The sequence below is a fragment of the Testudinibacter sp. P80/BLE/0925 genome (genome assembly GCF_053570785.1).
Genome location: NZ_CM131636.1, coordinates 814,317 through 840,036, shown reverse-complemented (window position 1 = coordinate 840,036; position 25,720 = coordinate 814,317). Strand labels below are relative to the sequence as shown.

Genomic DNA, 25,720 nt, shown 5'->3' with positions numbered 1-25,720 from the left:
TATGCAAAATTCACAACGATCACTACAGCTTTTTTCCGCCTACTTTAATGATTGGGTAGCCACTTATAAAGAGGGGGCAATCCGCCTGGTTACTATGAAAAAATATCAGGCAACGCAATATTGGATTAAACTGCTTGCGCCAACACTTCAGGTAAAGGATTTAAGCCGAATCAGTTACCAAAAACTCTTAAATGATTATGCGCAAACTCACGAAAGACAAACTACCCTTGATTTTCATCATCAACTGAAAGGGGCGATTCTTGATGCCGTTGATGAAGGGCTGATTGAAAGTGATCCTACCCGTAAAGCAATCATCAAAGGCAAAACACCCAGAGGCAAAAAAATCAAATACCTGAATCAATTTGAACTGCAAGCCCTGCTCAACAGCTTGAACTTGCCGCCGATGCTGAACTGGGAATGGTTTATTTTGCTGATTGCCAAGACCGGCATGCGTTTTTCCGAAGCCTTGGCGATTACTCCTGCGGATTTTGATTTTGCCCACCAAACATTGCAAGTCAATAAAACCTGGAATTACAAAGAAAACGGCGGTTTTTCACCCACCAAAAACCGCTCTTCGGTGCGCAAAATCCAAATTGACTGGCAGACGGTGATTCAGTTTTCCCAATTAGTCAAAAATATGCCGCCCGAACAACCGATTTTTCACCGGCAAACAGCGGTTTACAATTCCACCATCAACGGCATCCTGACCCGTTTGTGCCAAAAAGCCAAGGTTTCCGCGATTACCATTCACGGTTTGCGCCATACCCATGCTTCGCTATTGCTATTTGCGGGTGTGTCGATTGCCAGTGTTGCCCGTCGGCTGGGACATTCAAGCATGACCACTACCCAGCATACCTATATCCATATTATTCAAGAGCTTGAGAATCAAGATACCGATATTGTGATGCGCCATTTGGCTGGACTTTGCTAGTTAATTCCGGCGGGTATAGACCCGCCCTATTCTGATTATTTCCCAGTCTTAATATAGGATGACTGACGTTGATGAGAAGCGATAGCCTCATCCAGCTGTTTGAAAAAGTTGCCGATCAATTTTTGTTCATGAATATCAGGAATTAATAAATTTTGTTTGGCAATATCTTTTGTATTTAAAGTTGTCATCATCAATGTTTTTGTTGTTGCTTTAACAAGAATATGTTTCATTACACTTTCATTGTTGATGTAAATCTTCATGAAACTTACATCCATGTCAACTTTAGGTCTATATACATTAAATACATGAGATACTATTCCATCTCTCAAGTCATTCAGAACAAATCTGCCAAAGGAAAAGTTTTTCGATTTATTTCCCTCGAAAGCAATATCTCCATAGTGGAGAATGTTATAGGTTCTCATGTAATCATCTGATGATTCTCGCTCATTCGGCACTAGTTTCATTTGAGCGACAGATATAACAGTATCTGATGAAAATCGTAAACTTGAATTCTTCTCACTTGATTTTTCCCATACGGCTTCAAACTTTCGCTGTTCCCAAGCGTGTGTATTTTTAATGATAGATTTTCAGAACCATTTCACACACGCTTGGGAACAGCGAAAGTTAAATCAAATCTCCAGCAAGGTAACTCAAAAAAATACAGATGGCGTATATATTGAAACATTTACCAATTCAGCAGAATTTGGAATAGTCAGTCAAAGAGATTTCTTTGATAAAGATATTTCCAATTCAAGTAATCTTAATGGCTACTATGTAGTAAAGCATAATGATTTTGTCTACAACCCAAGAATATCGAATTCAGCACCTGTTGGACCAATAAAACGGAATAAACTGGGTAGAACTGGCGTAATGTCACCACTTTATTATGTTTTCAGAACAGACGGCATTGTGCATGAGTTTTTAGAAACCTATTTTAGTAGTAATCATTGGCATAGGTTTATGGAAGAAAATGGCGATACCGGTGCACGAGCAGATCGTTTTGCCATCAAAGATAAATTATTTGCCCAAATGCCTATCCCATTTCCTATTCACGAAGAACAAACCGCCATCGGCAACTTTTTCAAGCAGCTGGACGAGGCTATCGCTTCTCATCAACGTCAGTCTCCATTGCTCTTAGCCATTAAAAAGGCCATTGCCGCAACCGCACCGGCAATGGCTTTCAAAGCATTTTCAAACTAGATATTCACGCCCAGCAATCTCAGCTGTTCATGGATTTTCTGCTCTAATTCCGCAATTTCGCGGTTATCTTCCGCCAATTGCCGCAACACCTCGTCCAAGTCGATTTGCTCTTCTTCCTCAAAGGTATCCACATAGCGCGGGATATTCAGGTTGAAGTCGTTTGCCTTGATTTCTTCCAATGTGGCGAGATGGGCGTATTTGTCGATGCTTTGCCGTGCCTGATAAGCATTTACGATTTTGTCGATATGCTCATCGCTTAATTTGTTTTGGTTTTTGCCTTTTTCAAACTCGTTGCTGGCATCGATAAATAAAATATCCTTGGTTTGGCGGTTTTTCTTGAATACCAAAATGGCGGTCGGAATGCTGGTGCCGTAAAACAAATTGGCAGGCAGGCCGATCACCGTATCGAGCTGGTTTTTTTCAATAATGGTTTGGCGGATATGCGCTTCTGCCGCACCACGGAACAGCACACCGTGCGGCAGCACAATCGCCATCGTGCCGTTGTCGTTCAAGTGATAAAGGCTGTGTTGGATAAAGGCATAGTCGGCTTTGGAAGCCGGTGCGAGCTTGCCGTAAGGTGCAAAGCGCGGATCTTTCAGTTTGGTGTCGGCATTGTCCCATTTCGCGGAATAGGGCGGATTGGCAACCACGGCATCGAAAGCGCGCGGCTGATCCACGCCTTTGTCGTCGGGGCCGTCCGGCCAGTCGCCTTCCAGCGTATCGGCATTGTGCAGGGTCATATTGTAATAACCGACATTGTGCATCATCAGATTCATGCGCGCCAAGTTGTAGGTGGTGGTGTTCAGCTCTTGTCCGTAGAAACGGATTGCCCCCTCTTTTTCACCGCCGGGCAATTCGGCGCGCACGGTCAGCAACAGCGAGCCCGAGCCCATGGTCGGATCATAAACCGAAAAGGCTTCTTTCGATTCGGCTGCATTTTGCGTCACCAGCTTTGCCAAAATTTTGCTGACTTGGTGAGGTGTGTAGAATTCACCGCCTTTTTTGCCTGCTGATGCCGCAAACTGACCAATCAAGTATTCGTAGATTTCGCCCAGAATATCTTTGCCGTCGTCGCTTTTGTATTGCACGCTGTCCACCAGTTTGACAATACCATTCAATGCCTTGGCGCGTGCGGTGGTGGAATTACCCAAGCGTGAATCACCCAAATTGATGTCGTTGAACAAGCCGCTGAAATCGGCATAGGCTTCTTTGTTGAGTTCGGAATTTTTGTTAAAGCTGTCGAACAAGGCTTGGTAATCGCTTGGGATCATTTCGCTGTTGTTGATTTTGTCCATCAGCGACGCCCAAGTATTTTCCGGATTGATGGCATAACCCAAGGAGGCCGAAATATCTTGCAGATAGTCGTCCAATTCATCGGCGGTTGCCTGCGCCCGATACAACTCATTGATGGATTTTCCGGCTTCCAACTCCAATACTTCATTCTTTGTCAGATAGTCTTCTTGTCGCTCAGACAAATAGCGGTAAAACATAAATGCCAAGATATAGTTTTTGTATTCCGACGCGTCCATATTGCCGCGAAGTTCATTGGCCATTGCCCAAAGTTTGGAAGTGATGTCTTGCAGATTGTTACTCATTTTTTAATACTCCGTTTTATCTTATTGTTTATACGAACATTTGTTGTAACAAGCCCTTTTTCAGGGTCTGCATATGTTCCAGTTTACGTTGATGAGAAGCGATAGCCTCGTCCAGCTGCTTGAAAAAGTTGCCGATGGCGGTTTGTTCGGCAAGAGTGGGATATATCAGATTTACTTCTTTCAAATCATTATTTCTTAAATGAACAACAGATTTTCCCTGAGCGCATTTAGCTAAATCTCTCTGTTGCCTCCCATAGGAAAGCACTAGAGCTAAAAAAATAGGATTAATAATTGGTAAAGGAGTAATAATATTTAAATCTCCACCTAAAATAACATCTTGTTTTATAACAGCTGATGCTCTAGCAATATCTTCAGCCGTTTCTCCAGATGCAGGAACAATAACTTCCTTACCGCTACTTTTAATTGTAGAACTCAATATATTGGAAACAAAAGTATCAACTTCATTAATTACTGATTGATATTTAGTATAAAGTCTGCCATATAAAATGATTGGAAATCCTTTATTGGTTAAATCTCCTTTAGAATAACCATTCCCTTTAGTAAAACTTGCCAGCAATTCCAACTTTCGCTGTTCCCAAGCGTCCGTAAAATTCGGGAATCTAAGCTCCGGAAATGCCTCTCCGTCTCTCGGAAACATTTTTTGCAGCATACTTTGCTTGAGTTTTTTCATTCGCTCATACTTACGCTGATGAGAAGCGATAGCCTCGTCCAGCTGCTTGAAAAAGTTGCCGATGGCGGTTTGTTCGGCGATAGTTGGCAGTAATATTTCCTGGTTTTTAACAAGATCTGAATTTAAATTTATCTGGCTTCCAGGCTGACCATATCGTTGCCAATTACTTCTAAACATCTCTAACCATTGAAACATAAATTCACGTTCAAATTTAGGATTTTGAAATATTAAAAAACCATCGTGTACACCTGTACTAATGTAATTCACAACAGGCTTGCCAACCGTCGCCGCAATACTTAATAGCAAGTGCGGTTCGGTCAAAACGCGTGTTTTTTCTTGCCCTAATTTTGATATTCGTTGTTCTAATTGATAGATTCGCCCATTCTGCTCTGTTACATCAGATATTCTCAGCCAACCAACGTTACTTGTGTCATCAAACCATTTAGGATCTTGTATAGGACGTGGGCTAGCCCCTCGCACTATATCCGCCACATCCCCCAACTTTCGCTGTTCCCAAGCGTCAGTGAAGTCGGGGAAGCGTAGTTTTGGCACAGCGTTGTTTTTTGTGTTCATTGTTACTCCATGTAGGGTGGGTCTTGACCCACCATTTCAAAATCATTGTGGTTAATTGGTGGGTCAAGACCCACCCTACGTTATGTTTTTTTTACGGCATTTTCCAAAATTTTTAAATTGCTCAAATAATCCCGCTCCACTTGGCTGAGGGTTTTGGCTTGGAATTTTTGATATTCTGCTTCCACTTTTTTCTCCATCTGCTGATGGGAAATATTGCCTTTACCGGTTAAAAGCGTTTCGCCGGTGGCGGTCAGGATAGTATCAACATGGGCAATCCAGTCTCGCATGGTCATGGCAATCTCTCTGTCGGCTTGGCGTTCGGCAAAATCCAGATAACCGGAAACAAGCTGATTCAGCCCTTTCAGTTCTTTTTCGGAGAGATAATTTTTGGCGGTTTTGGCTTCTTTCAGTGTTGGTAGCTCACCTTTAAAGGTGGTCAGCCCCATAAAATCCTGATCATTATCCACGCGGGAATAAATCAATTCTGCAGCGGTGTGTTGATGAATGGCGTAGTGCATTTTGTTTTGCACAGTAGCAAAAAACTGCTTGGCAGTTTCGCTTTTGCCGTCATAATCCTGACTGGTGGCGAATAAATCCAAGATCTGACGATAAAATACTTTTTCACTGGAGCGAATGTCTCGAATCCGAGCCAACAGCTCTTTGAAATACCCGCCGCCGCCCAATTCTTTCAAACGGCTGTCATCCATGGCAAAGCCTTTAACCAGATAGTCTTTCAATACATTGCTGGCATAGTGACGGAACTGTACGCCGCGCACCGAACGCACGCGGTAGCCGATGGCTAAAATTATATCGAGATTGTAGTAGGCAACTTGTTTTCGTTGAACTTTATCAGCCATTGCGCCGTGAGCAGTGGTTGTCAACTGATAGTTGACAACCACTTTTTCAGATAACTCCCCATCGGCAAAAATTGCTTTGATGTGTTTGCTGATGTTTTGCTTGCTGGTTTGGAACAGCTCGGCGATTTCCAGTTGGTTCAGCCATACCGTGCCATCTTGCAAGCGCAGAGAAATCGCCGCATTGCCGTCTTCGGTGTTGTAAATAATAATTTGGTTGCTCATTTAACATTTTCTCATCATTGCATTTAATTCACGTTGTCCGTTTTTTTAACCAAACGGTTTTTTAATTCGCTATGCACTTCATCCAGCAATATGACATCTTCCGCTTCGGCTTGTGCTGCCTGCCATTGTTTGCGGGCGGTATCGAATAGTTCGTATTGGGCGGCTGCCAGTGATTTCATCTGCTCGCGATTGCGCGAGCCTTTGCCTGCCAATATCTCAAAGCCGTTAAATGCCAATAATTGCTCTACATTGTTGCGCCAATAGGCAAGGGTTAAATCACGGCGGTTTTTCACCTGCAATTCGGCGGATTCCAAAAAGATGGTGCTCAAGCGGTTTAGGGTGTCGATTTCATCGGCATTGAGGTAGTTTTTGTCAATGATGATGTCGCCTTTGCGAACCACTTTGCCCTTCCATGCCTGCAAACCCATATTGGGCTGATTGGCATCGGCACGGCTGCACACCAGCTCTGCCGCTGTTTTGCCTGTGGCGGCATACAGCAATTTGTTTTGGGTTTCGGCAAAAAACATCTCGGTGGCTTTATCGCCGGGGTCGTAATCTGACGACAGTTTGAACAGATCACGGATTTTTTGATAAAACCGCATTTCGCTGGCTCGGATATCGCGAATCTGTTCAAGCAGTTCGTCAAAGTAATCCGGTCTGCCATTCGGATTTTTCAAACGTTCGCTGTCAATCAAAAAGCCTTTTTGCAGATAGCTTTGCAAATGCTGATTTGCCCAACGGCGGAACTGCACCCCTCTGGAGCTACGCACACGGAATCCGACCGCCAAAATCATCTCCAAGGCATAATGCTTTACCTTGTATTGCTTGCCATCGGTGGCAGTTATCAAGTAATCCTTGATAACTGAAAACTCATTTAACTCTTTGTCTTCCAATATATTTTTGATGTGCAAGGCGATATTTTGCACGGAGGTGTCAAAAAGTTCGGCAAGCCGGGCTTGGCTTAACCAAATATTGTCGCCCTGCACAAACAAGGCTACGTTGCTTTTGCCGTCGTCGGTGTTGTAGATAATGAAGTTGTCTTTCTGCATTTCGTTCATGGTTTTCCCTAGTGCTGTTCCGTCATGCGGTCTGCCAATTCGTAAATCGCCGCGCGTAAATCGTTGCCGTAACGGATTTTGCTTAATTGTTGTACTGTTTGGTCGTGCGCCAACGTACGGTAGTCTTTGCGCGCTTCGGCAATCAGGTCGCGGATTTGACCGTTGCCGTCGAGGTCTTGCACGCCGTATTGGTGTTTGGAAAACAGTTCGCGCATTTGTGCGCTGCTGATGATGTCGGTAATGCCCCATTTCACCCGGAAATCGAGGAAAGTGCGGTCGAGGCTGACATTGCTGGCTGCCTGGATAATCTGTTCGCTCGATTGCAGGTTGCGCACGGGATAGGTGATGTTGTCGGCTTCAGTCGGGTAGCTGCCGTTGAAAATGGCGGTGGCGGCATGGATGATGGTGCTGGCGTAACCACGATCTTCCAAACCATTGGCAAAGCGGGTGATTTCGGCGCGGGTTTGCTCGGCTTCTGCCATTTTCTGTTCGTGCACTTCGTTGAGCAGCCGCTCGACCAGCGCGGTGAGGTAGTCGTAATCGATTTTGACGTCTTTCACATGGGTCATGCGCAATTCGATTTGGTGCAGCGGGATTTTTTTACTCTCTGCCAAGTGCTGTTTCAATTCGTTTGCCAGCACGGTGGTGAGCATTTTTTCCTGCTCGGCGGTGATGCCCAAGGCGGCGAGCAAGACATCGGGCTGGTCGTAATCAAAGCCGATTTCGCCTGCTTCGGGGTTGTATTGCTTGAGTTTGGACATGCCGTTGTTGTAGTCGCGCAGCAAATCGACCATTTGTTCTTTGGCTTTTTCAGACGGCGGTAATTGATTGAAATCGTCAGTCATTCCGCCGATTTTTTGCACGGTGGCTTTCACCTCTGCCAACACTTCATGAAAGGGCTTTGCCAGCAAGCCGTCTTTTTGGTTGCTTTGGCGCTGCTCGTCGGGCGAGAGAATCGCCGAATCCTTGTTGGCATAGATGGCGAGCGCATCGTTCATCAGCTTTTCATTGTGCGCCGGCCAGCGGTAATTGACGATGCGTCCCCACGGTTTTTCTTTCATGTCGGCAATGCGGTTGGTGCGCGAATAGGCTTGAATTAAGCCCGCACCTTTCAAAGTGCGGTCTACATAAAGCGTGTTAAGTTCGGGCGCGTCAAAGCCGGTCAGTAGTTGATCGACTACGATCACCAAATCGAGAAATTGCTTGTCGGCGGCGGATTTATTCAGACGGCTAGTGACATCTTGGGTGTAGCGCGCCACATCGTCCATTGCAAATTGAGTGCCGAATTGCCGGTTATATGCCTCAATCGCTTCATGCAAACCGCGGTTGCTTTCAAGCATACTGTCGTTGTTGCTGGTATTGAGGCTGAAGGTGACCGCCACTTTCAGGGTCGGCAATCCGGCGGCTTGGTTTTCCGTGTTGACGCGTTGAAACTCGCGGAAATACATCATTGCCATCGGCGTGCTGGCTTTGCCGCCGCCGACGTGGGTGGTGAAGAGGGCGTTGTATTTGCCGTCGTTGGAGCGGTTGCGCCAGTTTTTGAAAATATCCGCCACCACCAGCTTCACATGGTCGGCATTTTCGTCGTAAAAGCTCGACTCGACTGCATCGTCCATATCTTCTTGGCTTAGGTTGGCGATTTTGTCGGCGATTTGCTGCTCGCTCCATTTCGGATACCGCACTTTATAAAATTCGGGCAGGTATTTGTTTTTCATCTGCACTTCGTCGATGGTGGTTTCAAAATCGACTTTGAAGCCCAACACATTGCGGTCGGCAATGGCTTCGCGAATGGTGTAAGCATGCAGTAACGGACCGAAAATGTCTTCGGTACGCAGGCCTTTGGTCGTGTCGTCAAACATCGGCGTGCCGGTGTAGCCGATCCAGGCGGAACGCTTGAAGGCTGCCTGAATTGCTTTGAAACTGTCGCCGCCGGTGGAGCGGTGCGCTTCATCGACGATAAAAACGATGTTTTTATCAGGCGCGACAAAGCGCTTGCGTTTGATCAGGGTGTCAAGTTTTTGTACCGACGTGACGATAATGTCGTTGCCCTTACTTTTGAGCTTGCGGCTCAAATCGCTGGTGTTGTTGGTGTCTTTGACCACGCCGCTTTTCACCAATTCGCCGACATCGCCGTCGGGATCGTAGGCTTGGTAGTTTTCGCTGGTCTGACGGGTGAGCGCAATGCGGTCGACCACAAACACCACTTTGTCCACGCGCGGCATACGGCTGGCAAGCCAGGCGGTTTTGAAACTGGTGATGGTTTTGCCGCTGCCGGTGGTGTGCCAGATATAGCCGACCTTGTTGTTGCCGAATTCGAAATCCACTTGTTTCAGACGGCTGATGATGTTTTGGGTGGCATACACCTGATACGGGCGCATCACTTTGAGCATTTGCTTGTTTTTAGTGCCGTCCAAAATCATATAATTGGTTGCCATTTGGTGCGCCATCGGAATACTGAGCATGGCATCGGCAAAAGCACGCCAATCGCGCACGATGGCGTTGCTGTCGCGGTGTTGCCAGTTGAAGGCGAAATCTTTGTTGAATTTGTCGACAGTGGTGTTTGCCATGTATTTGGCGTTGTTGGGCGTGAGGGCGACCAGAATTTGCAGAGTGGAAAAAATATCGCGGTATTGCCCCTCATCGATATATTGGTGCATCTGGTTCAGGGCATCGTTCACATCGAGGGTGTCGCGCTTTTCTTCAATCTGAATAATCGGCAAGCCGTTGATCAGCAAGGTGGTGTCGAACACGCGGTTTTGCTTGCCGTTGATGCGTGCCGGACGTTGGATTTGATTCACCACCTGATAGACGGTGTCGCCTGCGCCAACTTGTTTTTGGTCGAACACGGTCAAAAAAACATGACGGCCGTCATCCAAATCAATCTCGATTTGTGAAACGCCGTTCATGCCGTAGAGGAATTGCCCTGCCTGATAGGGTGTATACAAATCGGAAATAATCTTTTTCACCTGATTGAATTCCATTACACTCAACGGGTGTTCCAGCGTATTTTGGTTGTGCTGTTCGAGAATCTTTTTGAAGTTCTGCCATAAATCTTCGGTGGTTTTGATTTCGGGGTGATAACGCCAGCGTTTGGTGGCAAAATATTCCGCCTGCGGCTCGGCAATGGTATTGGCATTCTCAGGGCGGCGGATCACGCCGTGGCTCAAATATTGGATCAGTTCGGTTTCAAATTGGCGTTCATTCATGCTCGCTTGCTCCTGCCAGTAAGAGATTAATCTGTTGGGTCTGCCGTTCGGCTGCCTGCTGTTTCAATGCTTGCAGGCGCTGCTGCATCAGGTAAATATTGCCGATGATTTTTTGCTTTTCCAAAGGGGGAAGTGCGGTCAGGGTCAGGGCTTTGAGCTGCGCCAAGGTGTATTTCAACACACTTGACCCCTGCAAAGCCGCTGCCCATTGCTTTTTGATGTGGCGGTTTTCATTCAACAGATACACCAAAAATGCGGCATCCAGACCTTGTTCGGGCAGCAGCTTGATGTAATTTTGCGTTTGAATCATGCCGCCATGTTGCTCACCAACCATTGCCGCTTTGCCGGAAATCAGGCTGAACACCACATCTCCGCTAGCCAGCAGACAAACCTTGTCGAAGGTGGCAACGCTTTTGCTTTCAGACGGCATCGTCGCCATGCCGGACAAATCGGCGGCAAGATGGTGCTGGGCATACCAGATGTACACCGGCGCGCTGCTATCTGTTGATTCCGTAACCCGGAATTGAGGCGAGCCGCTACCGAATTGCACATAATCGCTGAGTTTTTTCATGTCAAACCAAAAAGTGATTTTAATTAATTACAAATTAAAATCAGCATACGCCGTTCATCTTATGCAGTCAATCTTTTTATTTGTAGTTTTTTGAAATTACAAAAATGGTGATCGTATAATATTGAAAAATGCCTTCTGATTACATTACTATTTTTTATATCCCATTCCGATACAACCGAAAACACACCTCGCCGCCGATTTTCTCTTTCAGCAGTTGCCAATTTGGCGGTACATTAATCTCGCCCAGTTGCTTTTCGCTTTCAACATAAACCAAGGCGTCGGCAGCCAGCCAATTGCCGTGGTTTAATGCTTCTAAAGTCGGCGCAAGCAACCCTTGTTGAAACGGCGGGTCGAGAAACACAATATCAAACGGCGCATGCGGATTGCCATTGGCGAGCAGTTGCAGGGTGTTGCCTTGTTGGATTAAACCCTTGCTGCAATCCAGTCGTTGTAGATTTTGCTGCAACTGCTTGGCAGCGGCTTTGCCCAATTCGAAAAATTGAACCGCACTTGCTTGGCGCGATAATGCCTCAAAACCCAAGCTGCCACTGCCGGCAAAGCAATCCAGACAACGTGCGCCGACGATATACGGCATTAGCCAGTTAAACAACGTTTCTTTAATTCGGTCAGTAGTCGGGCGTAAGCCTTGGCTGTGCAACACCGGCAATTTACGCCCGCGCCAAAGACCGGCGATGATCCGCACTTCGCCTTTGTTTTTACTGGCGGGTGGTTTGCCCTGGCTTTTTTTGATGGCGTTAAACGCGTTGGCTTGCGGTTTTTTCATGATGGCGTTCCTTATAACAGAATGACAATAGTGTATGTCATTTCGCCGTAAAAAGGGATGTTTCCTTATCGAGCCGCTGATTTTTCAAACAGCCGTTAAAATTCGAGTACCCGGCACCGAATGTTTCAAAAAAATGTTTGAATCTATTCTGGTTACCTTGATTATTGCGGCAACCATTGTTTATCCGGGGAAAAATCCGCCCTGCCGAATTGTGATAAATGTTGCGGCTGCGACAACAGTAAAAATTGCCATTAAAGCGACATTCCACCCATCTCCAAGTGCGGTTTTGCTTATCCCATACCGCACTTGTGCTTTTAGCACTGTTTCTTACCGGTTTTTCAGTTATAATTTAGCTTTATTCAATCGGCTGAAAAAATCCCATGTTGCCTAATTTTTCTCATTTCCTGCGTAAAGTGCGGTTTTATCTACGGCATAAAACGCATCAAACTTGGCGTTTGTCGCGTAAAAGCGTGGAATTTGCCTGTCTGTTGATCGGTGCAGGCTGGGTGGCGTTGTTCTCATTGGGCTTTGCGTTATTGGCAGAATTAGGGTTGGAATGGAACGCCCACTGGGCGGCAAAATATCCGTTATTGGTCTGGCTGCTGTTGCCGCTCGGCATGGTCACGCTCGCTTGGTTCACCACCAAGTACACCCCTTATGTTTCCGGCAGCGGCATTCCGCAAGTGATTGCCAGCATTTCCTTACCGCACGGCGGCAACAAAACCCGCCTAGTCGCCTTCGGGCAAACCTTATGGAAAATTCCGCTCACCTTTTTCGCCATGTTGATCGGTGCTTCGGTCGGGCGCGAAGGGCCGTCGGTTCAAGTCGGCGCGGCGGTGATGTTGGCATGGGGCAATTTTTGTCGTAAACACAATTTGGCATTCAAAGGCTTAAGCAGCAACGAATTGATGGCAACCGGGGCGGCGGGCGGTTTGGCTGCCGCGTTTAACGCGCCGCTAGCCGGCGTGATTTTCGCGATTGAGGAACTGGGACGCGGAATGCTGCTGCGTTGGGAACGGCTCGTACTGCTCGGCGTCTTGGCGACGGGCTTTATACAAGTGGCGTTGATGGGCAACAATCCCTATTTTCCGCAGTACAGCGGCGCCACGGACGTACCGCACTTGTATCTTTGGGTCTTACTCTGTGCCGCCGTATGCGGCTTTTTCGGCGGTATCTTTGCCCGCTTATTGGCGAAAGGTTTGGCGACATATTCCCCTGCGCGTTGGCGCGGTTGGATTCGGCGCCATCCGTTATGGATCGCCGCCCTGCTGGGAGTGGTTTTGGCTGCATTAGGCAGTTACTCGAAAGGCGCGACCTACGGCACCGGTTATGATGTGGTCACCCATTTATTACATAACGCACCGTTGTCTATCGAAGGCTTGGGCGTTGCCAAATTATTTGCCACGGTGGCAACCTATTGGGCAGGGATCGCCGGCGGGATTTTCACCCCGGCACTGACCGCCGGCGCGGCTTTGGGGGCACAAATTTGGGAAATGACCGGCGGCGCAGTCGATCAACGCTTGTTAGTCTTGCTTTCCATGGCGGCGTTTTTAGCGGCGGCAACCCAATCACCGGTCACCGCCAGTGTGGTGGTAATGGAAATGACCGGCAGCCAGCCGGTGCTATTTTGGTTGCTGGTGTGTTGCTTATTGGCGTCGTTGGTTTCGCGCCAGTTCTGCCCGAAACCGTTTTACCATCTTGCCGCCAGCCGCTTTCGGCAACGGATTCAAGAAGAGAGCAACAAAGCCGCCGCCGTCACGCAAACCAATCAACCGACTTAAACGACAGGATATTTATTTACTTTATGCACACTCACTACCGCGCCCGTTTTTCGGTCGCCCCGATGTTGGACTGGACCACGCGCCATTGCCGCTATTTTCACCGCCAGTTCAGCCGCCATGCGTTGCTTTACACCGAAATGATTACCACCGGTGCGATTATTCACGCCAAATACGATCACCTGCTTTACGATCAAGGCGAACAGCCGGTGGCGTTACAATTGGGCGGCAGTGATCCGGCGCAGCTCAAACTTTGTGCGCAAAAAGCCGAACAATACGGCTATAACGAAATCAATCTGAATGTCGGCTGCCCGTCGGATCGGGTGCAAAACGGCTTTTTCGGCGCGTGCCTAATGGCAAAAGCCGATTTGGTGGCGGATTGCGTGGCGCAAATGCAAAGTGCGGTTTCGATTCCGGTGACGGTGAAAACGCGGATTGGGATTGATAATCTCGACAGTTATGACTTTCTGTGTGATTTTGTACAAAAAGTAAATCAAGCCGGTTGTCAGGAATTGACCATTCACGCGCGCAAGGCGTGGCTGTCGGGGCTGAGCCCGAAAGAGAACCGTGAAATTCCGCCGCTGGATTACGCACGGGTTTATCAACTGAAACGCGACTTTCCGCAGTTAAAAATCGCCATTAACGGCGGGATTAAAACCCTTGACGAAATGTTACGCCATTTGCAGTTTGTCGATGGAGTGATGGTCGGGCGCGAAGCCTACCAAAATCCAAGTCTGCTCGGATTTATCGATCAAACGTTGTTCGATCCGCAAAGTGCGGTGGTGACCCCGCGTCAGGCGGTGGAAAAAATGTTGCCGTATATTGAAAAAGAACTGAGCGCCGGCACGCATTTAAACCATATCACGCGGCACATGGTCGGGGCATTTCAAGGCTGCAAAGGCGCCAAGCTATGGCGGCGTTACCTCAGCGAAAAGGCGCACAAAACAGGTGCCGGCGTTGAGGTGGTCGAAACCGCACTTTCATTGGTCGAAGAAGTGTGAGATCGATCACAAAAAGTTTTTGAAATTTAAGTCATTGAGATTATCTATCCACATTTATCCCCAGATTGGTGTAAACTCAACAAACTATTTTTTGGCAAATAATTATTTCTATTTTGAACAGGAGAATCACATGGCTTCACGCAAAGAATTGGCAAATGCGATCCGTTTTTTAAGTATGGACGCCGTACAAAAAGCAAAATCCGGACACCCGGGCGCACCGATGGGCATGGCGGACATTGCCGAAGTGTTATGGCGCGATTTTTTAGTGCATAACCCGACCAACCCAAGCTGGGCAAACCGCGATCGTTTCGTGCTGTCGAACGGACACGGCTCAATGTTGATCTACAGCCTGTTGCATTTGAGCGGCTATGATTTGTCGATCGACGATTTAAAACAGTTCCGCCAACTGCATTCCAAAACCCCGGGACACCCGGAATACGGCTACGCACCGGGCGTGGAAACCACCACCGGTCCGTTGGGACAAGGGATCACCAACGCAGTCGGTATGGCGCTGGCGGAAAAAACCTTAGCCGGGCAATTCAACCGTGACGGTCACAACATCGTTGATCACCACACCTATGTCTTCTTGGGCGACGGCTGTTTGATGGAAGGGATTTCGCACGAAGCCTGTTCTCTTGCCGGTACGCTGGGCTTAGGCAAACTGATTGCCTTCTACGACGACAACAATATTTCGATTGACGGTCATGTTGACGGCTGGTTCACCGACGACACGCAGAAACGCTTCGAAGCCTACGGCTGGCAAGTAATCCCTGCGATTGACGGACACGACGCGGCACAGGTGAAAAGTGCGGTTGAACAAGCGCAAGCGGAAACCGGCAAGCCGACCTTGATTATCTGTAAAACCATTATCGGTTACGGTTCGCCGAACAAATCCAACTCCCACGACAGCCACGGCGCACCGTTGGGTGACGAAGAAATCGCCTTAACCCGCAAAGCATTAAACTGGGCGCACGCGGCATTTGAAATCCCTACCGAGATTTACGCCGAGTGGGACGCAAAAGCCAAAGGACAAGCGGCGGAAAAAGCCTGGGATGAAAAATTCGCCGCTTACCAAGCCGCTTATCCCGAATTAGCCGCAGAATTCAAACGCCGCGTGAACGGCGATCTGCCGGCAAACTGGGCGGCGGAATCACAAGCCTTTATCGAAAAATTGCAAGCCAATCCTGCCGCCATCGCCAGCCGTAAAGCCTCACAAAACGCGATTGAAGCCTTTGCGCCATTATTGCCTGAATTCTTAGGCGGTTCAGCCGACTTGGCAAGTTCAAACTTAACTTTATGGTCGGGTTCAAAACCGATCCGCGCCAATATCGTGGATGGCAACTACGTCAACTACGGCGTGCGTGAGTTCGGCATGTCGGCAATCATGAACGGCATTGCCTTACACGGCGGTTTCATTCCTTACGGCGCAACTTTCCTGATGTTTATGGAATACGCCCATAATGCTGTGCGTATGGCGGCATTGATGAAACAACGCGTGCTGTTCGTTTACACCCACGATTCCATCGGCTTGGGCGAAGACGGTCCGACCCACCAGCCGGTCGAACAAACCGCCGCATTGCGCTTGATCCCGAACCTGCAAACTTGGCGCCCTTGCGACCAAGTGGAATCGGCAATTGCGTGGAAAGCGGCGGTTGAGCGCAAAGACGGCCCGAGTGCAATGATTTTCACCCGCCAAAACTTAGCGCAAATGGAACGCAATGCGGAACAGCTAGCCAACGTCGCGCGCGGGGCGTATGTGTTGAAAGATTGCGACGGCACGGCGGATTTGATCTTGATTGCCACCGGTTCTGAAGTGGAACTGGCGGTGAAAGCAGCGGAACAATTGAGCGCGGAAGGTAAAAAAGTACGCGTGGTTTCAATGCCGTCCAGCAACGTGTTTGACGCGCAAGATACCGCTTACCGTGAATCGGTGTTGCCAAGTGCGGTGACCAAACGCGTGGCAATCGAAGCCGGTATCAGCGATTTCTGGTACAAATACGTCGGCTTCGACGGCCGTATCATCGGCATGAACAGCTTCGGCGAATCCGCTCCGGCCGATCAACTGTTCAAACTGTTCGGTTTCACCGTGGAAAACGTGGTGGCGAAAGCGAAAGAAATTTTATAATTTCGCCTTAATCACAATGAGATCCCTGCTGTTCGGCAGGGATTTTTTTATTTCACCAATTCGTACTCTAAAACCCAAAGTGCGGTTTCATTAGGATAAATTTCGCTGATTACCGTTTTCAGCGCCTCCAGCGTCATATTTTCCTGCCGGGCGTGTTCTTCGTTTAATTCGTCAAAACGAATGGCATTGACGGACAGAATCCGAATTTGTGCAAACCAGCGTTGGCTTTCGTAAGTCAACACATCAACCACCGAGTTCGGCTGATAGTGGCTTTCGCTCTGATCGCGAATCGTAATGGTCTTACTGCCGTTGAGAATATTGGTTTCAAAACGTTCGAAAAAGGTGATTTGGGTTGGTGTCATTTGGGGTTCCGATAAAAATAGATTGTTATATTTTATGCAGAATCCAATAGAAAAACAAACTTATAAGGCATACTTAAAAAAATAATATTTGATTATTTTAAATCAAAAAGATTGCAAATAATCAAATTTGTGATCTGGCACAAAGTTTTAGCCGGATGTTCTCGCTATAATCCTTCACATCCAGAAACAAATGAGGCGATTGAGCAGAATGAAAATGTTGGTGATTGCAGACGACTTTACCGGAGCCAATGATACCGGCGTTCAGTTTTGCAACAAGCAAGCCACGGTCGATGTTGCATTAAACTGGCAAAACAAAGGCCACCCGGCACAAGCCGATGTGATTGTTGTCAATACCGACAGCCGTGCACTCCGCAGCCAGCAAGCCGCCGAACGGGTAAGTGCGGTTGTTGCGGCTTACCAAACCGCCGCACTCACAATTTATAAAAAAACCGATTCCACCCTGCGCGGCAATGTCGGTGCCGAGCTAGAAGCGGCGCTGAATGCCTCCGGCAGGCAGGCGGTTTTTTTCTGTCCGGCATTACCCGACGCCGGAAGAACGGTACGAAACGGTATCTGCTATCTTGCCGGCGTACCGCTGACTGACACCGAATTCGCAACCGATCCGAAAACGCCGATTTATTCTTCGCGCGTGAGTGAAATTCTCGCCAGCCAGACCGCACTTCCGATTATTGAAATAGAATTGGAAATGTTAAGAAGTGCTGACTGCATGGATTATCTGCGGCAAAAGATGGCGCAATCCACGCAATGCCTGTTCACTTTCGATGCGGAAAAAAATCAAGATTTTGCATTAATCAGCAATATAATCAAGCAAATAGATGAATCATATATTATCGCCGGTTCGTCGGGATTAGCTGCTTTTTTGCCCGACACGCTCTATCGTGAATACGTCGACAGCTCCGCGCTATTGTTTGTGGTCGCGTCAATGAGTGAGGCTAGTGCGAAGCAAGCCGAATACCTGCTGGAGCGGAATTTGGCACAGTTGATTGAAGTCAAAATAGAACCGCTTTTGACGGATAACGGCTATCGCAGTCGGCTAATCGATCAACTTTACGCACAACTTACCGACAAGCAAACCGTCCTGTTCAAAACCGACAGCAGCCAACAAGCGCGACAAGGTATCAACGCGTTATGCAAACAACTGACGTTAACCAGGGCACAATTGGGTGAGCGAATTTGCTCATTATTATCCGACATAGTAAACACCACGTTACAACGAATCGACCACCGCCTTGCCGGCTTGGTTCTCACCGGCGGCGATATTGCGATTGGCGTGGCGCAAGCGTTGCAGGCGGAACACTACCGTATCGCCGGAGAGATTGAAAGCGGGGTGCCATTCGGCTATTTGCCGCATACCGCACTTCACGACATCCCGATCATCACCAAAGCCGGGGGATTCGGTTCCCCGGGCGTTTTTGAGAAAGTCATTAATTTTATTCGGAATACACCAAATAAGGAGCGTTAAATGAAACCAGTATTAGGCATTACGATGGGAGACGCGGCAGGTATCGGCCCTGAAGTGATCATTAAGGCCTTGGAAGATAAAAGAATCTATGAATTGGCTCGCCCGGTTGTGATCGGTGATAAAAAAATCATGCAAAGAGCCTTAGCAATTGTTCACTCTGCCTTAAAACTGCGGGTGATTGAGCAGATCGAAGATACCAAAAGTGAATTCGGCACCATTGATATGATTGATCTGGATAATTTACCGGCAGATTTGCCGTTCGCCCAAGTGGATGCCCGCGCCGGAAAAGCCGCTTACGAGTATGTCGAAAGAGCGGTTGAATATGCCATGCAAGGCAAAATCCATGCGATTGTCACTGCTCCATTGAATAAAGAGGCGTTACACGCCGGTGGAAAAATGTTCCCCGGTCATACCGAAATTCTCGCCTATCTGAGCAAAACTAAAGATTTCTCCATGTTGTTAGCCAGCGAAAAACTGAATGTCATTCACGTCACCACCCATATCCAACTGCGCCAAGCCTGTGATTTGGTGAAAAAAGAGCGCGTGATGAAGGTTATCCAGCTTGCCGATGAAAATATCAAAATGCTCGGTTTCAAACAACCGAGAATTGCCGTTGCCGGTTTGAATCCGCATGCCGGTGAAAACGGCATGTTTGGCGACGAAGATGAAAAAGAGATCGCACCGGCAGTGAAAGAAGCGCAAGCGCAAGGCATTAATGTGATCGGGCCGATCGCGCCGGATACGGTATTCCACCGCGCGGCGAATTTGAATGAGTTCGATATTGTCGTGGTGATGTATCACGACCAAGGTCATATCCCACTCAAATTATTAGGCTTCGATAGCGGCGTGAATGTCTCGGTCGGCTTGCCGTTTATCCGCACTTCGGTTGATCACGGCACCGCCTTCCCGATTGCCGGTCAAGGCATTGCCGATAGTCGCAGCATGACCGAAGCACTCTATTTAGGCGCCAAAATGGCAAATGTGAAATATGCCTAATCACAACAAGTTATGTTAAATCACATGAGGAAATTATTATGTTTAAACCAGAAGGCATTATCGCTCCCGTTTTAACCAGTTTAGATGAAAACGAAAAATTTAATCCGGGTGCTTATAAAGAATTTATTGAATATCTGATCAACGCCGGAATTCACGGGATTTTTCCGTTGGGTACCAACGGCGAATTTTACGCCTTTAACCGGCAAGAAAAATTGGACGTGATCAAAACCGCAATCGAAGCGGTTAACGGTCGCGTGCCGGTTTATGTCGGCACCGGTTGCGTCACCACCAAAGAAACGATCGAATTTTCCAAACAAGTAATGGATTTAGGTGTCGATGTCCTGTCGATTATTTCGCCTTATTTTGTCTCGGTTTCACAAGATGACCTATATCGTCATTTCAGCACTATTGCGAAAAACGTGGCGGCGCCAATTCTGCTGTATAACATTCCGGCACGCACCGGCAACAATATCGACTATAAAACCCTGAAAAAACTGGCTGAATTTGACAACATCATCGGGATCAAAGACAGCAGCGGAAACTTCGATAATTCACTGAAATACATTGAGAATACTGATCCGCGTTTAAGCGTGATGGCGGGCAATGACTCCTCGATTCTTTGGACGTTACTGGCTGGGGGCACCGGCGCAATCAGCGGCTGTTCCAACGTTTTCCCGGAACTGATGGTTGAAATCTACGAATACTGGAAACAAGGCGATTTCGAAAAAGCCAATACGTCACAGAAAAAAATCCGTGATTTCCGTAACGTAATGCAAATGGGCAATCCGAACTCAGTGGTGAAACGCGCGGCGCAACTGCGCGGTCATAATGTCGGCCCGGCACGGGAACCGTCAAACTGCGCAAATCCAACCATTGATCAGGCACTGCAAGCAGTCTTTAAATTGTACGAATAACGAGGAAACACAATGAAAAAAGTCGTTATTTCCCATCGCTTACACGATGATGGCATGGCAATTTTAGAACAAGCGAATACGAAAATTGCGATTACTAATGATGGCTCTCCGGCGGCAATGCTGCCGGAGTTACTCGATGCCGACGGTTTGATTATCCGGATCGGTTCGATTGATCGTCAAACCATGCTGCAAGCAAAGAATTTAAAAGTCATTGGCAGACCCGGTGTCGGAGTTGATGATGTTGATGTTAAAACCGCAACCGAACTGGGGATTCCGGTCGTGATTGCGCCGGGCGCAAACACGCGATCCGTGGCGGAGCACGCTTTTGCCCTGATGTTTGCCTGCGCAAAGGATTTGATCCGCTCTGATAAAGAAATGCGCAAAGGCAATTTTGCTATTCGCAGCAGCTACAAAGCCTATGAACTGAACGGCAAAACATTGGCGCTGATTGGTTATGGTCGGATCGGTTCGATTTTGGCACAGATGTCGAGCGCAATCGGGATGCAAGTCAAAGTTTATGATCCGTTTGTGAGCCGGGAAACCATTGAAAAAGAAGGTTACTTCTATTGTTCTCAGTTAGATGAAGCCATCAAGCAATCTCACGTCATTTCCATTCACGTACCGCTCACTCCCGAAACACGCAATTTAATCGGCGCACAAGAGATCGACTGGATGTCGGCGAACACGATTCTGATCAATTGTGCCAGAGGCGAGGTAGTTGATGAAGCGGCATTAACCGTCGCCTTGGAAAAAGGGCTGATCCATAGCGCAGGTTTGGATGTGTTTGCTTCTGAACCGGTAGACACCACCGCCCCGTTATTTGAATTAGATAATGTCACCGTTTCGCCACATATGGCAGGGCAAACCAAAGAGGCGGCTTCCGGAGTGGCAACAATGGCAGCCGAAGGCGTACTTGCGGTGCTCAACGGTGAACGTTGGGAAAACGTTTGTAATCCGGAAGTGTATAACCATCCGAGATGGAACAAATAAACAACAAGGAAACAACAAAATGTCAGGTATTTATTCTTTATTTAATCCAAGCAAAGTAATCGGCGGCGCAGGTTCTATCACACAAATCGCCGACGTTGCCCAAGGCTATAACGCAAAAAACGTAGTGCTCATTACCGATACCGGTGTGTTTAAAGCCGGTTTAACCGCCAAGCCGCAACGGATTCTAGAACAAGCCGGCATTGCCGTGCATATTATCAGCGATGTACCACCGGAGCCGCCGCTGGAAGCGGTCAATCATATTTTCAATGAAGCGGTGAAATTCAATGCGGATATGGTGATCGGTATTGGCGGCGGCAGTGCGATGGATACGGCAAAACTGGTCGCATTAATGCTACGTAATCAGGATATTTCGTTAAAAAAAGTGACCTCCGGCCAGAAAAAATTTATCCAACGCAGTCTGCCAACCTTAATGGTGCCGACAACCTCGGGAACCGGTTCCGAAGCGACCCAAAACTCAATTGTATTGGATACGGAACAAGCACTCAAAATCGGGATTGTCGATGAAAAATTGGTGGCAAGCAGCGTCATTTTAGATGCGGAATTGACGCTCGGCTTACCGAAAAGCATTACCGCCAACACCGGTATTGATGCGTTGTGTCATGCCATCGAATGCTATATCTCTAAAAAAGCCAGCCCGTTCAGCGATATGTTCGCGTTAAAAGCCATTGAACTGATTGCACAAAATATCCGCACTGCGTTCAATGACGGAAAAAATATAACCGCGCGTGAAAATATGTTACTAGGCTCGTTTTTAGGCGGTGCCTGCATTGCAACGTCGAGCACCGTGGCGGTACATGCGCTTTCTTACCCGCTCGGCGGTAAATATCATATTCCACACGGACTATCCAATGCGATTTTATTAGCCGATGTGATGAAATTCAATCTACCGGTTTGTACCGAAAAATTTGCTAACGTTGCACAAGCAATGGGCTTAGATTTGCAAGGCTGCACACAACAGCAAGCGGCTGAAAAGATGATTGACGAGCTGTATGCGTTAATCCGCGATTTAGAGATTAAATGTGATCTAAGTGCGGTCGGAATTAATGAAGAAATCTTAGATGAATTGGTGGATTCGGCATTTAAGGTCAGACGCTTATTGGATAATAATCCGCGGGAGATGACTAAAGTCGATATTTTAGCCATTTATCAAAAGTTACTATAACCGCTGTTTAAAATATTAACAATGCTGATATTGTACTAGGAGGAAATATGAAAAAATATTTCTCAAACCAAAACTTTATGGCCGGGTTTATCTTTTTCTTCGTGGCTATTTTGTATTTGATCAGCTCATTTTTTATCAACACGAAGAATGTTGTCAGTGTAGAAGCAGATTTTATGCCTAAAATTTATGGCGGTTTATTATTAATAACCTCCATAGCATTAATGCTGACATCTTATATTAAAATAAAAGATAGCCCGGTAAAAAAAGAGAAAAAACAAGCGGATTGGAAAAGAATTTTTGCCATATTGGCATTGATATTTGTTTATATTCTTTTGATTCAATACGTAGGGTTTGTTTTGGTATCCATGCCATTTCTCTTTTTCCTTGCCCTGATGTTGACACCGGATTATATTCAAAAAAGATTATGGATATACATTATATTTTCTATTATGTTGCCAATCATTGCCAATTTTTTATTTAGTCATTATTTAAACTTAACTATGCCATCCGGTATTCTCTTCTAAAGGAAATGAATTATGTATGATTTATTATTACAAGGATTTTCCACCCTATTAACTGTCAGTGGAATGATCTGTATGATAGGCGGAGTGTTTATTGGCATTATCTTTGGTTCTGTCCCCGGATTATCTGCCACCATGGCGCTCGCCCTATTTTTACCGATTACCTATGCGATGGATCCGAATACCTCTATCATTTTATTAATCGCACTCTACATCGGCGGTATTTCCGGAGGATTAATTACTGCAATCTTAGCGGGTATTCCCGGCACGCCATCATCCATAGCAACCTGCTTCGACGGTTATCCCATGACCAAAAAAGGTCAAGCGTTCAAAGCTCTCGGTGTTGGCGTTACCTTCTCATTTCTAGGTACTATTTTTTCAACGGTTGTCTTGGTTTTCCTGTCACCAATATTGGCTAAAATCGCGATAAAATTCGGTGCTTATGAGTATTTTGCCGTTGCATTATTTTCATTAAGTATGCTGGTTGGCTTATCCGGAGACAATATTTGGAAAGGGCTTATTTCCGGATTAATGGGGTGTATGTTTGCAACCGTAGGCATGGACAGTATTTCATCGGTTAATCGCTTTACTTTTGGTTCGGAAGAAATCGCCTATGGCTTTGATGTCTTACCGGTTTTAATCGGTTTATTTGCAATAACCGAAATTATTTCCAAAGCAGACACGGTGAAAACAGAAAGAAATAATATGCAGGTGATTGCCGCAATTAAAATTGTCAAAGGACTTGGTTTCTCAATCAAAGAGTTTTTCGGGCAAATAAAAAACTTCTTGCTCTGTTCATCATTAGGCACCGCAATCGGTATTTTACCGGGTATCGGAGGAGGTGCAGCCAATGTGATGGCTTACACCGTATCCAAATCGACCTCCAAATATCCTGAAAAATACGGCACCGGAATTATGGACGGTTTGGTTGCATCCGAATCTTCGAATAATGCTGCTATCGGCGGCGCTTTGGTACCCTTGTTGGCACTGGGTATTCCCGGAGATACCGTTACCGCCATTTTACTTGGCGGATTAACATTACACGGTATTGTGCCCGGACCACTGATGTTTACTGAAAATGTAGGCACTGTTTATACTATTTTTGTTGCGATGTTTGTCGGTGCCATTATCATGTTTTTAATGGAATTTTATGGTTTGCGCCTTTTCACCAAAATTTTGGCTATCCCAAAACATTTCTTACTACCTGCTATTTTTCTGTTTTGTATCATCGGGGCTTTCGGGGTGAGAAATAATTTCTTTGATGTTTGGGCAACCGTCTTATTCGGCGTGATCGGCTTTACATTTTTTAAATTATCTATTCCGGCCGCACCATTTATTTTAGGATTTATTATCGGCCCGCTTGCCGAAGTTAATTTAAGACGGGGATTGATGTTCTCCCGCGGGGATTTTTTTGAGTTTTTCAGAGCACCTATCGCATTAGCATTTTTCATCATGACTGCTATCGTTATTATTTTTGCCGTCAGATCACAAATAAAGAAAAAACATATCAACTAATATATCACAAGGAGATTTACCATGAGGAAAATATTCAGTTTATTTATAACCGCGGCTTTAGGAATGTTTATCGTTGGATGCGATAAAGACAGTAAAAATGCGGAGACTTCTACAGATTCTAATAGCTGGCCCAATAAAAATATCACCATTATCGTACCCTTTAATGCCGGCGGTGATACAGACTTCCATGCGCGTAATCTGGCTAGCCACTTAGAAAAAGAATTGGGTGTCACTATTATTGTTAATAATGTTTCCGGCGCAAATGGTAATGCCGGCATGCGACAAGTCGTCAATGCCAAACCAGACGGTTATACCGCCTTATTCTTTCATGAATCGATGTTAACCAATAAAGTGGTTGGTACGGCTACCCAAGCACACGAGGCACTGTCTCCGGTAGCGGCGACCATTGTTGATGATTCATATGTTATTGCCGTTAACGCAAACAGCAATATGAAAAATTTGGATGATTTAGTTACCGAGGCCAAAAAAAGACCGGGTGAACTGATTTATGCCTCTTCCGTTGGTGGATATTCATATTATCTAGGCAGAGTGTTTGAACAATTAGCCGATGTCGACTTCAATATTGTTGATGCCGGTGGCGGAACAGATAGAAATGCAGCTTTACTGGCAGGTAAAATTGACATTAACGTTAATCCTTATGGCGTAATGAAATCCTATTTTGATTCCGGTGATTTTATTCCTTTGGCAGTGATTAATAAAAACCGTAACAAACTGTTCCCGGATGTTCTTACCGCCAAAGAACAAGGATATGACTGGTTGGCAGAAAGATATTACTTCTTAAGCTTTCCAAAAGGCACAGATAACGAAATTGTGGCCAAAATGGCAAATGCCATTCAGAAAGTAACCGAACAACCGGATTTCCAGAAAAAAACCGAAGAGGCTTATAGTGTTTCTCCGACATTTGTCGGCACACAAGAGCTGATCAAACATTTAGACAGCACTCTTCAATTATTTGAAAATAATAAAGATCTAGTCAATAATTAGCACTTATTATTCTAATATATGCCTCTTATTCTCCGGAGGCATATATTTTCATGCCGAGTATACACACTCACGAACTTAACCAGAGTCCGCTTTTTTGTTCCACTCTTTACACGTAAAGCCAACAAAAAGAGATCTACATCACATTAATGTGATTTATTT

23 protein-coding genes are annotated in these 25,720 nt (G+C 46.5%); 14 read left to right on the top strand and 9 right to left on the bottom strand.

The genetic code is table 11. The annotated features are described in order from the left end of the window. Nucleotide 1 precedes the first annotated feature (1 nt). The gene (locus ACWA5Z_RS04060; protein ID WP_431054039.1) at nt 2-931 is read left to right on the top strand and encodes a site-specific integrase; all 930 of its coding nucleotides are present in this window, start codon (nt 2-4) and stop codon (nt 929-931) included. A gap of 35 nt (nt 932-966) precedes the next feature. Here ACWA5Z_RS04060 and ACWA5Z_RS04055 read toward each other — a convergent pair whose 3' ends face one another. After that, nucleotides 967-1,353, bottom strand: a complete 387-nt coding sequence (locus ACWA5Z_RS04055) for a restriction endonuclease subunit S (RefSeq protein ID WP_431054284.1) — start codon at nt 1,351-1,353, stop codon at nt 967-969. Between the two features lie 154 nt (nt 1,354-1,507). Here ACWA5Z_RS04055 and ACWA5Z_RS04050 point away from each other — a divergent pair, with 154 nt between their 5' ends. Then, nucleotides 1,508-2,131: a restriction endonuclease subunit S gene (locus ACWA5Z_RS04050; RefSeq protein WP_449343192.1), complete on the top strand. Its 624-nt coding sequence runs from the start codon at nt 1,508-1,510 to the stop codon at nt 2,129-2,131. On the opposite strand, the gene ACWA5Z_RS04045 is transcribed toward ACWA5Z_RS04050, so the two are convergent. The 7 genes from ACWA5Z_RS04045 to rsmD form a co-directional block, all read right to left on the bottom strand. Beyond that, complete coding sequence (locus ACWA5Z_RS04045; RefSeq protein WP_431054037.1) at nt 2,128-3,726, bottom strand: type I restriction-modification system subunit M; 1,599 nt, start codon at nt 3,724-3,726, stop codon at nt 2,128-2,130. The two genes, ACWA5Z_RS04050 and ACWA5Z_RS04045, sit on opposite strands and share 4 nt — an antisense overlap. A gap of 28 nt (nt 3,727-3,754) precedes the next feature. Then, nucleotides 3,755-4,990, bottom strand: a complete 1,236-nt coding sequence (locus ACWA5Z_RS04040) for a restriction endonuclease subunit S (protein WP_449343191.1) — start codon at nt 4,988-4,990, stop codon at nt 3,755-3,757. An 80-nt stretch (nt 4,991-5,070) separates the two neighbouring features. Beyond that, nucleotides 5,071-6,069 carry a virulence RhuM family protein gene (locus ACWA5Z_RS04035; protein WP_431054035.1) on the bottom strand — a complete coding sequence of 333 codons (999 nt, stop codon included), beginning with the start codon at nt 6,067-6,069 and terminating at the stop codon, nt 5,071-5,073. Between the two features lie 23 nt (nt 6,070-6,092). Further along, nucleotides 6,093-7,127 (bottom strand): virulence RhuM family protein, encoded by a 1,035-nt coding sequence (locus ACWA5Z_RS04030; protein ID WP_431054034.1) that lies wholly within the window; start codon nt 7,125-7,127, stop codon nt 6,093-6,095. Between the two features lie 8 nt (nt 7,128-7,135). After that, on the bottom strand, nt 7,136-10,333 hold the full coding sequence (locus tag ACWA5Z_RS04025; protein WP_431054033.1) for a type I restriction endonuclease subunit R: 3,198 nt from the start codon (nt 10,331-10,333) through the stop codon (nt 7,136-7,138). After that, complete coding sequence (locus ACWA5Z_RS04020) at nt 10,326-10,904, bottom strand: restriction endonuclease subunit S (RefSeq protein ID WP_431054032.1); 579 nt, start codon at nt 10,902-10,904, stop codon at nt 10,326-10,328. Before ACWA5Z_RS04020 ends, ACWA5Z_RS04025 begins: the two co-directional genes overlap by 8 nt. Nucleotides 10,905-11,058: 154 nt before the next feature. After that, a complete protein-coding gene (rsmD, locus tag ACWA5Z_RS04015; RefSeq protein WP_431054031.1) occupies nt 11,059-11,688 on the bottom strand; it encodes a 16S rRNA (guanine(966)-N(2))-methyltransferase RsmD in 630 nt (209 codons plus the stop codon). A 34-nt stretch (nt 11,689-11,722) separates the two neighbouring features. Here rsmD and ACWA5Z_RS04010 point away from each other — a divergent pair, with 34 nt between their 5' ends. From ACWA5Z_RS04010 to tkt, 4 genes are all read left to right on the top strand, one after another. Beyond that, nucleotides 11,723-12,079 carry a hypothetical protein gene (locus tag ACWA5Z_RS04010; RefSeq protein ID WP_431054030.1) on the top strand — a complete coding sequence of 119 codons (357 nt, stop codon included), beginning with the start codon at nt 11,723-11,725 and terminating at the stop codon, nt 12,077-12,079. Next, nucleotides 12,069-13,469 carry a chloride channel protein gene (locus ACWA5Z_RS04005; RefSeq protein ID WP_431054029.1) on the top strand — a complete coding sequence of 467 codons (1,401 nt, stop codon included), beginning with the start codon at nt 12,069-12,071 and terminating at the stop codon, nt 13,467-13,469. The genes ACWA5Z_RS04010 and ACWA5Z_RS04005 overlap by 11 nt, the downstream gene beginning before the upstream one ends. Nucleotides 13,470-13,492: 23 nt before the next feature. Then, nucleotides 13,493-14,467 carry a tRNA dihydrouridine(20/20a) synthase DusA gene (gene dusA, locus ACWA5Z_RS04000; RefSeq protein ID WP_431054028.1) on the top strand — a complete coding sequence of 325 codons (975 nt, stop codon included), beginning with the start codon at nt 13,493-13,495 and terminating at the stop codon, nt 14,465-14,467. A 130-nt stretch (nt 14,468-14,597) separates the two neighbouring features. Beyond that, entirely contained in the window at nt 14,598-16,592 is a 1,995-nt protein-coding gene (gene tkt, locus ACWA5Z_RS03995; protein WP_431054027.1) for a transketolase, read from the top strand. Nucleotides 16,593-16,639: 47 nt separating this feature from the next. On the opposite strand, the gene yqfB is transcribed toward tkt, so the two are convergent. Further along, on the bottom strand, nt 16,640-16,954 hold the full coding sequence (gene yqfB / locus ACWA5Z_RS03990) for a N(4)-acetylcytidine aminohydrolase (protein WP_431054026.1): 315 nt from the start codon (nt 16,952-16,954) through the stop codon (nt 16,640-16,642). A gap of 208 nt (nt 16,955-17,162) precedes the next feature. Here yqfB and ACWA5Z_RS03985 point away from each other — a divergent pair, with 208 nt between their 5' ends. From ACWA5Z_RS03985 to ACWA5Z_RS03950, 8 genes are read left to right on the top strand one after another with little or no spacing between them, the layout of a single operon-like run. Further along, nucleotides 17,163-18,437, top strand: a complete 1,275-nt coding sequence (locus tag ACWA5Z_RS03985) for a four-carbon acid sugar kinase family protein (RefSeq protein WP_431054283.1) — start codon at nt 17,163-17,165, stop codon at nt 18,435-18,437. Next, nucleotides 18,438-19,433, top strand: a complete 996-nt coding sequence (pdxA, locus tag ACWA5Z_RS03980; protein WP_431054025.1) for a 4-hydroxythreonine-4-phosphate dehydrogenase PdxA — start codon at nt 18,438-18,440, stop codon at nt 19,431-19,433. It begins immediately after the preceding gene. A gap of 38 nt (nt 19,434-19,471) precedes the next feature. Further along, complete coding sequence (locus ACWA5Z_RS03975) at nt 19,472-20,347, top strand: dihydrodipicolinate synthase family protein (RefSeq protein WP_431054024.1); 876 nt, start codon at nt 19,472-19,474, stop codon at nt 20,345-20,347. A gap of 12 nt (nt 20,348-20,359) precedes the next feature. Beyond that, on the top strand, nt 20,360-21,337 hold the full coding sequence (locus ACWA5Z_RS03970; RefSeq protein ID WP_431054023.1) for a hydroxyacid dehydrogenase: 978 nt from the start codon (nt 20,360-20,362) through the stop codon (nt 21,335-21,337). Between the two features lie 19 nt (nt 21,338-21,356). Continuing rightward, a complete protein-coding gene (locus tag ACWA5Z_RS03965) occupies nt 21,357-22,520 on the top strand; it encodes an iron-containing alcohol dehydrogenase (RefSeq protein ID WP_431054022.1) in 1,164 nt (387 codons plus the stop codon). A gap of 47 nt (nt 22,521-22,567) precedes the next feature. Beyond that, nucleotides 22,568-23,044, top strand: coding sequence for a tripartite tricarboxylate transporter TctB family protein (locus ACWA5Z_RS03960; protein ID WP_431054021.1), 477 nt, complete (start codon nt 22,568-22,570; stop codon nt 23,042-23,044). Nucleotides 23,045-23,056: 12 nt separating this feature from the next. Beyond that, a complete protein-coding gene (locus tag ACWA5Z_RS03955) occupies nt 23,057-24,556 on the top strand; it encodes a tripartite tricarboxylate transporter permease (protein ID WP_431054020.1) in 1,500 nt (499 codons plus the stop codon). A gap of 21 nt (nt 24,557-24,577) precedes the next feature. Next, a complete protein-coding gene (locus ACWA5Z_RS03950; RefSeq protein WP_431054019.1) occupies nt 24,578-25,561 on the top strand; it encodes a tripartite tricarboxylate transporter substrate binding protein in 984 nt (327 codons plus the stop codon). The last annotated feature ends 159 nt before the right edge of the window (nt 25,562-25,720 follow it).

Coding starts and splice junctions, on each gene's coding strand:
- ACWA5Z_RS04060 (WP_431054039.1), top strand. CDS start 2: ATGCAAAATTCACAACGATCACTACAGCTTTTTTCCGCCTACTTTAAT.
- ACWA5Z_RS04055 (WP_431054284.1), bottom strand. CDS start 1,353: ATGAGAACCTATAACATTCTCCACTATGGAGATATTGCTTTCGAGGGA.
- ACWA5Z_RS04050 (WP_449343192.1), top strand. CDS start 1,508: ATGATAGATTTTCAGAACCATTTCACACACGCTTGGGAACAGCGAAAG.
- ACWA5Z_RS04045 (WP_431054037.1), bottom strand. CDS start 3,726: ATGAGTAACAATCTGCAAGACATCACTTCCAAACTTTGGGCAATGGCC.
- ACWA5Z_RS04040 (WP_449343191.1), bottom strand. CDS start 4,990: ATGAACACAAAAAACAACGCTGTGCCAAAACTACGCTTCCCCGACTTC.
- ACWA5Z_RS04035 (WP_431054035.1), bottom strand. CDS start 6,069: ATGAGCAACCAAATTATTATTTACAACACCGAAGACGGCAATGCGGCG.
- ACWA5Z_RS04030 (WP_431054034.1), bottom strand. CDS start 7,127: ATGAACGAAATGCAGAAAGACAACTTCATTATCTACAACACCGACGAC.
- ACWA5Z_RS04025 (WP_431054033.1), bottom strand. CDS start 10,333: ATGAATGAACGCCAATTTGAAACCGAACTGATCCAATATTTGAGCCAC.
- ACWA5Z_RS04020 (WP_431054032.1), bottom strand. CDS start 10,904: ATGAAAAAACTCAGCGATTATGTGCAATTCGGTAGCGGCTCGCCTCAA.
- rsmD (WP_431054031.1), bottom strand. CDS start 11,688: ATGAAAAAACCGCAAGCCAACGCGTTTAACGCCATCAAAAAAAGCCAG.
- ACWA5Z_RS04010 (WP_431054030.1), top strand. CDS start 11,723: ATGTCATTTCGCCGTAAAAAGGGATGTTTCCTTATCGAGCCGCTGATT.
- ACWA5Z_RS04005 (WP_431054029.1), top strand. CDS start 12,069: ATGTTGCCTAATTTTTCTCATTTCCTGCGTAAAGTGCGGTTTTATCTA.
- dusA (WP_431054028.1), top strand. CDS start 13,493: ATGCACACTCACTACCGCGCCCGTTTTTCGGTCGCCCCGATGTTGGAC.
- tkt (WP_431054027.1), top strand. CDS start 14,598: ATGGCTTCACGCAAAGAATTGGCAAATGCGATCCGTTTTTTAAGTATG.
- yqfB (WP_431054026.1), bottom strand. CDS start 16,954: ATGACACCAACCCAAATCACCTTTTTCGAACGTTTTGAAACCAATATT.
- ACWA5Z_RS03985 (WP_431054283.1), top strand. CDS start 17,163: ATGAAAATGTTGGTGATTGCAGACGACTTTACCGGAGCCAATGATACC.
- pdxA (WP_431054025.1), top strand. CDS start 18,438: ATGAAACCAGTATTAGGCATTACGATGGGAGACGCGGCAGGTATCGGC.
- ACWA5Z_RS03975 (WP_431054024.1), top strand. CDS start 19,472: ATGTTTAAACCAGAAGGCATTATCGCTCCCGTTTTAACCAGTTTAGAT.
- ACWA5Z_RS03970 (WP_431054023.1), top strand. CDS start 20,360: ATGAAAAAAGTCGTTATTTCCCATCGCTTACACGATGATGGCATGGCA.
- ACWA5Z_RS03965 (WP_431054022.1), top strand. CDS start 21,357: ATGTCAGGTATTTATTCTTTATTTAATCCAAGCAAAGTAATCGGCGGC.
- ACWA5Z_RS03960 (WP_431054021.1), top strand. CDS start 22,568: ATGAAAAAATATTTCTCAAACCAAAACTTTATGGCCGGGTTTATCTTT.
- ACWA5Z_RS03955 (WP_431054020.1), top strand. CDS start 23,057: ATGTATGATTTATTATTACAAGGATTTTCCACCCTATTAACTGTCAGT.
- ACWA5Z_RS03950 (WP_431054019.1), top strand. CDS start 24,578: ATGAGGAAAATATTCAGTTTATTTATAACCGCGGCTTTAGGAATGTTT.